This window comes from Pseudomonas sp. GM79, assembly GCF_000282495.1.
In the GTDB taxonomy this organism is placed as follows: Bacteria; Pseudomonadota; Gammaproteobacteria; order Pseudomonadales; family Pseudomonadaceae; genus Aquipseudomonas.
The window spans coordinates 178,523-190,998 of record NZ_AKJE01000025.1 but is presented as its reverse complement, the minus strand read 5'-3'; the positions used below and the strand labels follow the sequence as shown (position 1 = coordinate 190,998).

The window sequence follows — 12,476 nt, the reverse complement described above, 5'->3', positions numbered from 1 at the left end:
GCTCTCCTAAACGCTTGTTTCGACGCCGTGACGCACGACGCGCTTTTCCAGGTCGCCGCCCAGCCAGTACGACAGGTCGGCTGGTCGATCAATCTGCCAGGCGACGAAGTCTGCGACTTTGCCGGCTTCCAGCGAACCGTGAGTCTCGGCCATGCCCAGCGCGGTGGCGGCATGAATCGTCGCGCCAGCCAGGGCCTCCTCCGGGGTCATGCGGAAGCAGGTGCAGGCCATGTTCAGCATCAAGCGCAACGACAGCGCCGGCGAAGTGCCCGGGTTGAGGTCGCTGGCGATGGCGATTTTGACGCCGTGTTTGCGCAGGGCTTCCATCGGCGGCAATTGGGTTTCGCGCAGGAAGTAAAACGCACCGGGCAGCAATACCGCGACGGTGCCGGATTTGGCCATGGCAATGGCGTCATCTTCGGTCATGAACTCCAGATGATCGGCGGACAGGGCGTGATAACGCGCCGCCAGGCTCGAACCGTGCAGCGACGACAATTGCTCGGCATGCAGCTTCACCGGCAAACCGAGGTTCTGCGCGGCGACGAAAACCCGTTCGACCTGCTCCGGCGAAAACCCCAGGTATTCACAGAAAGCGTCCACTGCATCCACCAGCCCTTCGGCAGCCAGGGCCGGGAGCATTTCAGTGCAGATGTGATCGATGTAGGCATCGGCGCGGTCTGTGTATTCCGGCGGCAAGGCGTGGGCCGCCAGGCAGGTGCTGCGCACGCTGACTGGCAGTTCGGCGCCGAGACGACGAACGACCCGAAGCATCTTGCGTTCGTTGGCCAGGTCCAGGCCATAACCGGACTTGATTTCGATGCTGGTGACGCCATCGCGCATCAGGCTTTTCAGACGCTTGGCGGCGCTGGCGAACAACTCGTCTTCGCTGGCAGCTCGGGTGGCGCGCACGGTGCTGGCGATACCGCCGCCGGCCGCTGCAATTTCCGCGTAGCTGACGCCTTGCAGACGCTGCTCGAACTCGCCGCTGCGGTTGCCGCCGAACACCGTATGGGTGTGGCAGTCGATCAGGCCCGGTGTCACCCAAGCCCCGTTCAGGTCATTGACCGCCGGGTATTCGCCCGGCGGCAGTTCGCCGCGCGGACCAATCCACTCAATGTGCGCACCGGACGTCACGATGGCCGCATCCTCGATGATCGAGTAGGCGCCTTGCGCCATGGTTGCGACGTGGCAGTGTTGCCAGAGAGTTTTCATCCGTGGCCTCCGTTAGGTTATCGATGAGAAAAATCAGGGTCCCGCGCCACCAATGCGGCCTGACCTGCCGCCGGTTTCACCCAGGTCAGGTAGGCCAGCACCAGCAACACGATCCAGACCACGCCGACGATCAGCGCCGCCTGGGTATCCGGGAAATAGCCCAGCACGCCGAAAATGAACAGCATGAAAGCAATCGCCGCCATTGGCGCGTAGGGCCAGAACGGCACCGGGAACTTCAGTTGTTCGACCTGCTCGGCGCTCATGGAGCGACGCATCGCCACCTGGGTGAACAGAATCATCAGCCAGACCCACACCGTGGCAAAGGTCGCAACGGAGGCGATTAACAGAAAGACGTTTTCCGGAATCAGGTAGTTCAGCAACACGCCCAGCAGCAGCGCGCTACTCATCACCACCACTGTCAGCCACGGCACACCATTGCGCGACAAGCGGGCAAAGCCTTTGGGGGCGTGCCCTTGCTGAGCCAGGCCATACATCATGCGACCCGCGCCGAATATGTCACTGTTGATGGCCGACACCGCCGCCGAGATCACCACGATATTGAGGATGGTCGCCGCCGAGCTGATACCCAGGTTGTCGAAAATCTGCACGAACGGGCTGCCTTGGCTGCCGATCTGCTGCCACGGGAAGATCGACATCAGCACCAGCATCGTCAGCACGTAGAACAACAAAATACGCAACGGTACGGCATTGATCGCCCGGGGCAGCACGCGCTGTGGGTCTTTGGCCTCACCAGCCGTTACGCCGATGATTTCAATGCCGCCAAACGCAAACATCACCACGGCGAACGAAGCGATCAGGCCACCCACGCCGTTGGGCATGAAGCCGCCATGGCTCCAGAGATTGCTGATGTCGGTCGCCTGGGCACCGGGGGCCGTGCTGATGCCGAACAGCATGATGCCGAAGCCACCGAGGATCATCGCGACGATGGCCGCGACCTTGAGCAGCGACAGCCAGAACTCCATTTCGCCAAAGACTTTGACGTTGCACAGGTTCAAGCCGCCGACCACCGAAACGATGCCCAGAACCCAGATCCAGCGATCGACTTCCGGAAACCAGAAGCCCATGTAAATTCCGAATGCGGTGACGTCGGCCATACCGACGATGACCATTTCAAATGCGTAGGTCCAACCGAGGATGAAGCCCGCCATCGGTCCTAGATAGGTGCTGGCGTACTGGCCGAATGAACCGGCCACCGGGTTGTGCACCGCCATCTCACCGAGGGCGCGCATGACCATGAACACCGCGGCGCCACCGATCAGGTAAGCAAGCAATACCGCAGGCCCGGCCATTTGAATGGCCGAGGCAGAACCGTAGAACAGCCCGGTGCCGATCGCCGACCCCAGTGCCATGAAGCGAATATGTCGGGCAGAGAGCCCGCGTTTCAAACCCTTTGCTGGCTGTTGCATTTCTCGTCCTTAATTATTCTTATCCGACGCAAAATCGAATCGTGAGCAGGCTCGCTCCCACAGGTTCAGCGCAATCCAATGTGGGAGCGGGCTTGCTCGCGAAGAGGCCATTACAGGCTAGGCAACAACTTCGCCGAAACCAGCTCGTTCAGGCAACGAGTCGCCAGAAGCTCGCTAGCAGCATTGATGTCCGGCGCAAAGAACCGATCCTTCTCATAGAACGGCACTTCGGCACGCAGAATGGCACGAGCCTTTTCCAGTTTCGTCGAGGTCTTCAGACCTTCACGCAGGTCGAGGCCTTGAGCCGCCGCCAGCCACTCCACTGCCAGAACACCACGCGTGTTTTCCGCCATTTCCCACAGACGCTTGCCGGCAGCCGGGGCCATCGACACATGGTCTTCCTGGTTGGCCGACGTTGGCAGACTGTCCACCGAGTGCGGATGAGACAGCGCCTTGTTCTCGCTGGCCAATGCCGCCGCGGTCACCTGGGCGATCATGAAACCGGAGTTCACGCCGCCATTGGCCACCAGGAACGGCGGCAGTTGCGACATGTGCTTGTCCATCATCAGCGAAATACGGCGTTCGCTCAGGGAACCGATTTCGGCGATGGCCAGGGCCATGTTGTCGGCAGCCATGGCCACTGGTTCGGCGTGGAAGTTACCACCGGAGATCACATCGCCTTCAGCGGCGAACACCAACGGGTTGTCGGAAACGGCGTTGGCTTCGATGGCCAACACTTCGGCAGCCTGACGGAACTGGGTCAGGCAAGCACCCATGACTTGCGGCTGGCAGCGCAGGGAGTACGGGTCCTGGACCTTTTCGCAGTTCTGGTGCGAGTCGGACACTTCGCTGCGCTCGCCCAGCAGATCGCGGTAAGCGGCAGCGGCGTCGATCTGACCTTTCTGGCCGCGAGCGGCGTGGATGCGTGCATCGAACGGCGAGCGCGAACCCAATACCGCTTCAACCGTCATGCCACCAATGGCCAGGGCACCGGCGAACAGGTCTTCGCCTTCGAACAGACCGCGCAATGCATAAGCGGTGGACACCTGAGTACCGTTGAGCAGTGCCAGACCTTCTTTGGCCGCCAGCGTCAACGGGGCCAGACCGGCGACTTTCAGCGCTTCGGTGGCTTCCATCCACTCGCCTTTGTAGCGCGCCTTGCCTTCGCCCAGCAGCACCAGCGACATGTGCGCCAAGGGCGCCAGGTCACCGGATGCACCGACCGAACCTTTCAATGGAATGTGCGGGTAAACCTCGGCATTGATCAGGGCGATCAGTGCATCGATCACCACGCGACGGATACCCGAGAAGCCACGGCTCAGGCTGTTAACCTTGAGCACCATGACCAGTCGAACCAGCGCGTCGCTGATCGGCTCGCCGACACCGGCGGCGTGGGACAAAACGAGCGAGCGCTGGAGGTTTTCCAGGTCTTCGCTGGCGATACGGGTCGAGGCCAGCAGGCCGAAACCGGTGTTGATGCCATAAGCGGTGCGGTTCTCGGCGAGGATCTGTTCCACGCAGGCAACGCTGGCTTCGATCTGGGCCGAGGCACTGTTGTCGAGGGTGATTTTGACCGGTTGCTGATAAACATCACGCAGTTGGGCAAGGCTCAGTTGGCCGGGAATCAAATTAAGCGCAGTCATTTTTATGCTCCTTTTGAGAGTTTGTTGTTAACTCACCAGACGCTCCGGAGATGTCCGTTGTCCGTCGCGTCTCGCTTTTGGGGAGCCGCGCCTTGGCACGCTGGTATTTGTAGAAATCAGTTCAGGTTCGGTAAAGCCTTGTGCAGCAAAATCGGGTCTTTCAAAACACCGGCAGCGGCAGCAATGTCCGGTGCCAGCCAGCGGTCCTGGTCGTAGGCCGGGACTCGTTCACGCAGCAGACGCCAGGCTGTATCGGTGCCTGCGCCGAAGCGCTGTTCCTTGAGAAATTCAAACGCCTGAGCCGCCAGCAAGTACTCGATGGCGAGGATCTGCGTGCAGTTTTCCAACGCGCGATGTAGCTTCAGCGCCGCATTGGTGCCCATGCTCAAGTGGTCTTCCTGCAAGCCCGAAGTAACGTAGTTGTCGAGCACCGCCGGTTGCGCCAACTGGCGATTTTCCGCACACAGGGACGCGGCAACGTACTGGACGATCATCATCCCGGAATTCACCCCGGGATTGGCCACCAGAAACGCCGGCAGACCGCTGACGTGGGGGTTGATCAAGCGGTCCAGCCGACGCTCGGCGATGGAGCCGATTTCGGCCATGGCGATCGCCAGCAAATCTGCGGCCAATGCCACTGACTGACCGTGCGGGTTGGCCTGGGACATCACCCGGAAGTTGTCCGGCGTGCCCAGCAGCATCGGGTTGTCGGTGACAGAGTTGAGCTCGGTTTCGATCTGCTGTTTCGCGTGTTCAAGTTGATCGCGAGCGGCGCCGTGGACTTGCGGGATCGAACGGATGCTCAACGCATCTTGAGTGCGAATGCCCTTGCTGCTGGCAATCACTTCACTGCCATCGAGCAGCGCCCGCAGGTTGATGCCGACTTGCTGCATGCCCGGGTGAGGCTTGAGCGCGATGATCTCGGCGTCGAACGCGGCAATCTGGCCACGCTGGGCTTCGAAGCTCATGGCACCGATTACATCGGCCCACTGCACCAGACGCGTCGCGTCGGCAATTGCCAGACAGCTGAGACCGGTCATGCACGGCGTGCCGTTGACCAGGCACAAACCATCTTTGGCGCCGAGCTGAACCGGTTGCAGACCTTCCTCGCTGAAGGCCTGCTGCGCGGAAACGATCTGCCCGCGATAGCTGACATTGCCGACACCCAACAGCGCAATGCTGATGTGGGCCATGTGGGTCAGGTAGCCCACCGAGCCCTGGGATGGCACTTGCGGGGTGATGCCGCGATTGAGCAGTGCCAACAAGGCTTCGACCACCCGGCGATGAATGCCGGATTTGCCATGGCTATAGTTGCGAATAGCGGCGCAGATGATTGCGCGGGTCTGTTCGTCGGCCAATGGCGCGCCGACGCCACAGGCGTGACTGAGCAAGGTGTTGCGCGACAGTTGGCTGAGTTGTTCGCCTTTGAGCGAGACGTTGCACAAGGCGCCCAGGCCGGTGTTGACGCCGTAGGCACGCTCGCCGCTGGCGACGATGCGCTGGACGATCGCCTGGGCGTTCTCGATCCGCGCCCAGATCTGGGGCGACAGCTCGAGCTGCGCGCCGTGACGGGCGACAGCGACCACATCCTGCCAGCGCAACGGGGCGTCGGCGATAACGATTTTTTCAGCCTGGGACATCTTCAACCTCGTGCGTACAACCTGAATATTGATGCAGCTTCACTGACGCCTTCGCGAGCAAGCCCGCTCCCACAGTGGACTTCTGGTGTACCCAAAATCGGCACCGATCTAATGTGGGAGCGGGCTTGCTCGCGAAGGGGCCCGCCCGATCACCGCAAATCCATTTAAACCACCGCAGCCCGCCGCTGTACGAACCGGTCGACATACTCATCCGCCGGCGAATGCAGGATCTCTCGTGGCGTGCCGACCTGAATCAGGCGGCCATCCTTGAGGATCGCGATGCGGTTGCCGATGCGCACGGCCTCGTCGAGGTCGTGGGTGATGAAGACGATGGTCTTGTGCAGGGTCTTTTGCAGCTCCAGCAACTGGTCCTGCATTTCCGCGCGGATCAGCGGGTCGAGGGCGCTGAAGGCTTCATCCATCAAGATGATGTCGGTGTCCGCCGCCAAGGCGCGAGCCAGGCCCACACGCTGGCGCATACCGCCGGAAAGCTGATGCGGGTATTTGTTTTCGTAGCCCTTCAGGCCCACGGTGTTGATCCAGTGCAGCGCGCGCTCGGCGCACATCTGCTTGCTCTCGCCACGCACTTTCAAGCCATAGGCGACGTTATCCAGCACGGTCTTGTGCGGCAGCAGGCCGAAGCTCTGGAACACCATGCTGATCTTGTGCCGACGAAATTCGCGCAGGGCTTCCATGTCGTATTGCAGGATGTCCACGCCGTCCACCAGGATCGCGCCGCTGGTAGGGTCGATCAGGCGATTGAAGTGGCGCACCAGGGTCGACTTGCCGGAACCCGACAAGCCCATGATCACGAAGATCTCGCCGGTGCCGATGCTCAGCGACAGGTCGTTCACGCCGACCACACAACCGGTTTCGGCCAAGACCTGGTCCTTGGTCTTTTTCTGGCGAATCATTTCCAGCGCGTCTTTGGAACGGTTGCCGAAAATCTTGAAGACGTTTTTGACTTCAATCTTGCTGATGGCTTCGTTGCTCATTTGCTCACCTCATGCCGTGGCCGACCATACGCCTGAGTAATGCGGTCGATGACCACTGCCAGAATCACGATCGCCAGACCGGCTTCAAGGCCACGTCCGACGTTGAGGGTCTGAATCCCCACCAACACATCTTCACCCAAGCCACGGGCACCGATCATCGAGGCGATTACCACCATCGACAGGGCCATCATGGTGGTCTGGTTGATCCCGGCCATGATGCTCGGCAGGGCCAGCGGCAGTTGCACGCCAAACAGTTGCTGCCAGCGATTGGCGCCGAAGGCGTTGATCGCTTCCATCACTTCACCGTCGACCTGGCGAATACCCAGATCGGTCAGGCGGATCAGCGGCGGCGCGGCGTAGATAACCGTGGCGAAAATCGCCGGGACCTTGCCCAGGCCGAACAGCATCAGCACCGGGATCAGGTACACGAAACTCGGCATGGTCTGCATGATGTCCAGCAGCGGCATCAGCACCGAACGCAGGCGATTGCTGCGCGCCGAGAGGATGCCCAGCGGAATGCCGATCAGCACCGAGATGACCGTCGCTACCATCATCAGCGCCAGGGTCTGCATCAGCTTGTCCCAGAGGCCGACCGCACCCACCAGAAACAGCAGACCGACGATGACCGACGTGGTCACGACTTTGCGGGTCGCGTGCCAGGCAACGCCCGCCACGATCGCCAGCATCAGCCACCAGGGCGCCGCACGCAGCAGCCCTTCGAGATTGACGATGGCCCACAGCAGGGTGTCGGAGATGCTGCGGAACACATCGCCGTAGTTGGTGACCAGCGTATCGACCCAACTGTTGACCCAGTCGGCGATGGAAAAGGTAAAGCTTTCGGGAAACATAAAAAGACTCTCAATCAAGGGGTTGCGATCAAGCATCCGACTGCCGTTGCCGACAGTCGGAGACACTCGACCTACAAGGCCGCGTCGATCTTTTTGGCTGCGTCTTCGCTCACCCACGCGTGCCAGACTTCAGGATGTTCCTTCAAGAAGATCTTGGCCAGTTTTGGCGATTCGATCCGCTCTTTGGCCATGCGCCCGAGGTTCTGATTCAGCAGGTCGATCGGCAGGTTGACCTTTTCCAGCACGGCCACCAGTTCCGGGGCTTGCTCGTGGAAGGTCTTGGACAGGCCGACCTTGATGGTCACGCTCTTGTCCACGCCTGGTTTCTCGTCGAGTTTGACCAGGTCCACCTGGCCCATCAGCGGGGTTGGCGACCAGTAGTAAAACAGGATCGGCTCGCCACGCTTGTAGCTCGACAGCACCGCCGCATCCAGCGCCGGGCCAGTGCCTGGGCGGAAGTTGGTGTAGGTGCTTTCCAGACCATAGCTTTTGAGCATTTCGCTGTTGTCCAGCTCACAGGTCCAGCCGGCCGGGCAGTTGTAGAAACGGCCCTTGGATGGCTCTTCCTGATCCTTGAACACGGCAGCGTATTTGCCCAGATCGGCGATCGCTTTCAGGTCCGGGGCTTTTGGCTCCAGCTTGCGCTTGGCATCGCCTTCGATCACGTAACGCGGCACGTACCAGCCTTCGATCGCGCCAACGACCGGAGCGCCGACACCGATAACCTTGCCGGCCTTCTCGGCCTTGTTCCAGACTTCGCTACGACCGACCCACTCTTCGGCAAACACTTGAATGTCGTTGCTGCTCAGGGCGTTTTCCATGGTGATGGAGTTGCCTGGCAGGCTGTCAGTCTTGCAGTCGTAGCCTTTCTCCAACACGATTTGCATCACGTCGGTCAGCAGCATGCCGCTTTCCCAGTTCAGGCCGGCGAATTTCACCGGTTTGCCCGATTCGCACCAGCCAGCCGCCTGGGTGGCGCCAGCACTGGCCAGCAGGCCCATGGAAAGCAATGTGGTCAGCAGGGTCTTGTTCGATTTCATTGTTTGACGCTCCTAATCATGAGTTGGCTTACGGCAGTCAAGAGGCATCCAGCCCTGTCCACGTCCAATCAGGCCTGCGCCGCAGCGCGACCGGCCCCGCTTGTTTTAGGTTGTACAACGCTGTCCTGCTCGACCGGCAGGATCAGTTGATCGGGTACTGCGCTGTGCCATTTTTTCGCGCACACGTAATACAGGGCTGCGGGAAGCACCAGACCGATGATCCAGGAAATATCCACACCACCCAGAGCGTCCACCAGCGGACCGGTATAGAACTTGGTAGCGATGAACGGCAATTGCACCAGCACACCGAAGACATAGACGCTGATACCGAGAGGGTTCCAACGGCCGTAGCGACCGTTCGGATCGCCCAGCGCCGGCACGTCATAGCGCTCGCGAGTGATGCAGTAGTAGTCCACCAGGTTGATCGCGCTCCATGGTGTGAAAAAAGCCAGCAAAAACAGGATGAAGGACTTGAACGCACCGAGGAATGAGTGCTGACCGAGTAACGCGATCAGGGTCGCAGTGCCGACGATGACCAGCACGAAGACCAGACGCTGCAAGCGCGTTACCCGCAGGTCTCCACGGAAACCGCTGATGATGGTCGCAATGCACATGAAGCTGCCGTAGGAGTTCAGCGTTGAAATGGTGACCTTGCCGAACGCGATGCTGAAGTACAGCAGCGCAGCGGTGGCACCGCTGCCGCTCAAACCAACGATGTAGGCCACTTCGTGGCCGGCGAATTGTCCGTTGGCCATGGCGGCGGCAAACACACCGAGGATCATCGCCACCTGTGCGCCAATGACCGAACCCGCGCCGGCGGCGAAAAAGGTTTTCACCGAAGACGTGCTGCTCGGCAGATAGCGTGAATAGTCAGCCACGTAGGGGCCGAAGGCGATCTGCCAGGATGCCGCGAGCGATACCGCGAGCAAGAAGCTGGTCCAGCTGAAGTGGCGGATCTGCAGGAGTGCGCCAACGTCAGTCTGGCTCATCAGGCGACTGAACAGGTAAACGAAGGCAATCACGCCAATGACACTGGCGACACGGCCGATGAAATGAATCACCCGATAACCGAGCACCGTGACCAGCACGATGACACTGGCGAAGATGAGGATCCCGACGCTGTCGCTGACGCCAAACAACTGGCCCAGCGCCTGGCCGGAAAGCACGGTGCCCGTTGCGGTGAAGCCCAGGTACATCAGGCACACCAGCACGATCGGGATGGCCGCGCCATACACGCCGAACTGTACCCGGCTGGAGATCATCTGCGGCAGGCCAAGCTTGGGCCCTTGCGCCGCATGCAGCGCCATTACGCCACCGCCGAGCAGTTGACCGACCAACAAACCGATCAACGACCAGAACACATCACCGCCCAGCACCACGGCCAGGGCCCCGGTGACAATTGCGGTGATTTGCAGGTTGGCCCCCATCCACAGGGTGAACTGGCTCAACAGACGACCGTGTCTCTCCGCTTCCGGGATGTAGTCGATCGAACGTTTCTCGATCAACGGTTTACTGCCTGCACGATCGCTGTTAACAGCCATGATTCAACCTCTGTGGATTGTTATGGGAATTGCCGTGAAACCGATTTGTGTGGGAACCGCTTTCATGTGGGAGCGGGCTTGCTCGCGAAAGCGGTGGGTCAGCCAGCACAGATGTTGAATGTGCCGGCCTCTTCGCGAGCAAGCCCGCTCCCACAGGTATTGCGTTATTTGCCGGTGATCATCGGCAGGTTCAGGCCTTGTTCCTTGGCACAGTCGATTGCGATCTGGTAACCCGCATCGGCGTGACGCATGACGCCGGTAGCCGGGTCGTTATGCAGCACGCGAGCGATACGCTCGGCAGCTTCGTCAGTACCGTCGCAGACAATCACCATGCCCGAGTGCTGGGAGAAGCCCATGCCGACGCCGCCGCCGTGATGCAGGGAAACCCAGGTCGCACCGCTCGCGGTGTTGAGCAGAGCGTTGAGCAGTGGCCAGTCGGACACGGCGTCGGAACCGTCCTGCATCGATTCGGTTTCGCGGTTCGGGCTGGATACCGAGCCGGAGTCCAGGTGATCGCGACCAATCACGATCGGCGCCGACAACTCACCGCTGCGAACCATTTCGTTGAAGGCCAGACCGAGTTTGGCGCGCAGACCCAGGCCAACCCAGCAGATACGTGCCGGCAGACCCTGGAAGCTGATGCGCTCGCGCGCCATGTCCAGCCAGTTGTGCAGGTGGGCGTCGTCCGGGATCAGTTCTTTTACTTTGGCGTCGGTTTTGTAGATGTCTTGCGGATCGCCCGACAGTGCAGCCCAACGGAACGGACCGATACCGCGGCAGAACAGCGGACGGATGTAAGCCGGTACGAAACCTGGGAAGTCGAACGCGTTTTCAACGCCTTCTTCTTGCGCCATCTGACGGATGTTGTTGCCGTAGTCGAAGGTCGGAATACCCATTTTCTGGAAGTCGAGCATCGCTTTAACGTGCACGGCCATGGACTGCTTGGCGGCTTTGACGACAGCGGCTGGCTCGGTCTTGGCGCGAGCGCGGTACTCTTCCCAGGTCCAGCCGGCTGGCAGGTAACCGTTGAGTGGGTCGTGGGCGCTGGTCTGGTCGGTGACCATGTCTGGGCGCACGCCGCGCTTGACCAGTTCCGGCAGGATTTCAGCCGCGTTGCCCAGCAGAGCGATGGAAATCGCTTTGCCTTCCTTGGTGTATTTGGCGATGCGGGCCAGGGCGTCGTCGAGGTCGGTGGCTTGCTCATCGACATAACGGCTGTTCAAGCGGAAGTCGATGCTGACCTGTTGGCATTCGATGTTCAGCGAGCAAGCGCCGGCCAGGGTTGCAGCCAATGGCTGAGCGCCGCCCATACCGCCGAGGCCTGCGGTCAGGACCCAACGACCTTTGAGGTCATCGTTATAGTGTTGGCGACCGGCTTCGACGAAGGTTTCGTAGGTGCCCTGAACGATGCCCTGGCTGCCGATGTAGATCCAGCTGCCGGCGGTCATCTGGCCGTACATGGCCAGGCCTTTGGCGTCCAGCTCGTTGAAGTGTTCCCAGTTCGCCCAGTGTGGCACCAGGTTGGAGTTGGCGATCAGCACGCGTGGGGCGTTGCTGTGGGTCTTGAACACGCCGACCGGCTTGCCGGATTGCACCAGCAGGGTCTCGTCGTCGTTCAGGTTGGTCAGGCTTTCGACGATCTTGTCGTAGCATTCCCAATTACGTGCCGCACGACCGATGCCACCGTAAACCACCAGTTCTTTAGGGTTCTCGGCGACTTCCGGGTCGAGGTTGTTCATCAGCATGCGCAGCGGCGCTTCAGTCAGCCAGCTCTTGGCGGTCAGCTTGTTACCGCGGGCAGCGCGGATTTCGACGTTACGGTACTTAGTGGGCTTATTGTCAGTCACGAAAAAGACTCCTCATCAATCAATCCAAACCAACCCTGGCGGTGGGCAAGCCTGCCTGTGCGCGTCAAAGCGCCACAAGCGAATCAGTGGACGTTGCGAGGAGTCTCGATCGACTCATACGCATACGTCTTTACTTGTACATACAAGCATATGCAATCAAGCGGCCAACTTGCTGGATGAGCATTCAAGAAAAGTTTTGAAAGGGCTGGAAAGGCTGTAGATCAAGGGTTTTGAGGAGGATGAAATTTTTTTTGGGGAGTTTTCGCGGGGGAAGGACAGCTGT

At 60.3% G+C, this 12,476-nt stretch carries 9 protein-coding genes; all 9 read right to left on the bottom strand.

Going from position 1 to position 12,476, the window contains the following annotated elements:
• Positions 1 to 6: 6 nt before the first annotated feature.
• Positions 7 to 1,212 (bottom strand): imidazolonepropionase, encoded by a 1,206-nt coding sequence (hutI, locus tag PMI36_RS23525; protein ID WP_008068820.1) that lies wholly within the window; start codon positions 1,210 to 1,212, stop codon positions 7 to 9.
• Positions 1,213 to 1,229: 17 nt separating this feature from the next.
• A complete protein-coding gene (locus tag PMI36_RS23530; RefSeq protein ID WP_008068819.1) occupies positions 1,230 to 2,639 on the bottom strand; it encodes an amino acid permease in 1,410 nt (469 codons plus the stop codon).
• A gap of 110 nt (positions 2,640 to 2,749) precedes the next feature.
• On the bottom strand, positions 2,750 to 4,282 hold the full coding sequence (hutH, locus tag PMI36_RS23535) for a histidine ammonia-lyase (RefSeq protein WP_008068818.1): 1,533 nt from the start codon (positions 4,280 to 4,282) through the stop codon (positions 2,750 to 2,752).
• 116 nt (positions 4,283 to 4,398) lie between these two features.
• On the bottom strand, positions 4,399 to 5,922 hold the full coding sequence (gene hutH, locus PMI36_RS23540; RefSeq protein ID WP_008068817.1) for a histidine ammonia-lyase: 1,524 nt from the start codon (positions 5,920 to 5,922) through the stop codon (positions 4,399 to 4,401).
• A 164-nt stretch (positions 5,923 to 6,086) separates the two neighbouring features.
• Complete coding sequence (locus PMI36_RS23545; RefSeq protein ID WP_007907824.1) at positions 6,087 to 6,917, bottom strand: quaternary amine ABC transporter ATP-binding protein; 831 nt, start codon at positions 6,915 to 6,917, stop codon at positions 6,087 to 6,089.
• Positions 6,914 to 7,765 (bottom strand): ABC transporter permease, encoded by an 852-nt coding sequence (locus PMI36_RS23550; RefSeq protein ID WP_007907826.1) that lies wholly within the window; start codon positions 7,763 to 7,765, stop codon positions 6,914 to 6,916. Before PMI36_RS23550 ends, PMI36_RS23545 begins: the two co-directional genes overlap by 4 nt.
• 71 nt (positions 7,766 to 7,836) lie before the next feature.
• Positions 7,837 to 8,805, bottom strand: coding sequence for an ABC transporter substrate-binding protein (locus PMI36_RS23555; protein WP_007907828.1), 969 nt, complete (start codon positions 8,803 to 8,805; stop codon positions 7,837 to 7,839).
• 68 nt (positions 8,806 to 8,873) lie between these two features.
• Positions 8,874 to 10,346: a purine-cytosine permease family protein gene (locus tag PMI36_RS23560; protein WP_008068816.1), complete on the bottom strand. Its 1,473-nt coding sequence runs from the start codon at positions 10,344 to 10,346 to the stop codon at positions 8,874 to 8,876.
• A 164-nt stretch (positions 10,347 to 10,510) separates the two neighbouring features.
• Complete coding sequence (hutU, locus tag PMI36_RS23565; RefSeq protein ID WP_008068815.1) at positions 10,511 to 12,193, bottom strand: urocanate hydratase; 1,683 nt, start codon at positions 12,191 to 12,193, stop codon at positions 10,511 to 10,513.
• Between the last annotated feature and the right edge of the window lie 283 nt (positions 12,194 to 12,476).

What these genes read in the sequence shown, in the direction of transcription:
- hutI (WP_008068820.1), bottom strand. Translation starts at nt 1,212, where the DNA reads ATGAAAACTCTCTGGCAACACTGCCACGTCGCAACCATGGCGCAAGGC.
- PMI36_RS23530 (WP_008068819.1), bottom strand. Translation starts at nt 2,639, where the DNA reads ATGCAACAGCCAGCAAAGGGTTTGAAACGCGGGCTCTCTGCCCGACAT.
- hutH (WP_008068818.1), bottom strand. Translation starts at nt 4,282, where the DNA reads ATGACTGCGCTTAATTTGATTCCCGGCCAACTGAGCCTTGCCCAACTG.
- hutH (WP_008068817.1), bottom strand. Translation starts at nt 5,922, where the DNA reads ATGTCCCAGGCTGAAAAAATCGTTATCGCCGACGCCCCGTTGCGCTGG.
- PMI36_RS23545 (WP_007907824.1), bottom strand. Translation starts at nt 6,917, where the DNA reads ATGAGCAACGAAGCCATCAGCAAGATTGAAGTCAAAAACGTCTTCAAG.
- PMI36_RS23550 (WP_007907826.1), bottom strand. Translation starts at nt 7,765, where the DNA reads ATGTTTCCCGAAAGCTTTACCTTTTCCATCGCCGACTGGGTCAACAGT.
- PMI36_RS23555 (WP_007907828.1), bottom strand. Translation starts at nt 8,805, where the DNA reads ATGAAATCGAACAAGACCCTGCTGACCACATTGCTTTCCATGGGCCTG.
- PMI36_RS23560 (WP_008068816.1), bottom strand. Translation starts at nt 10,346, where the DNA reads ATGGCTGTTAACAGCGATCGTGCAGGCAGTAAACCGTTGATCGAGAAA.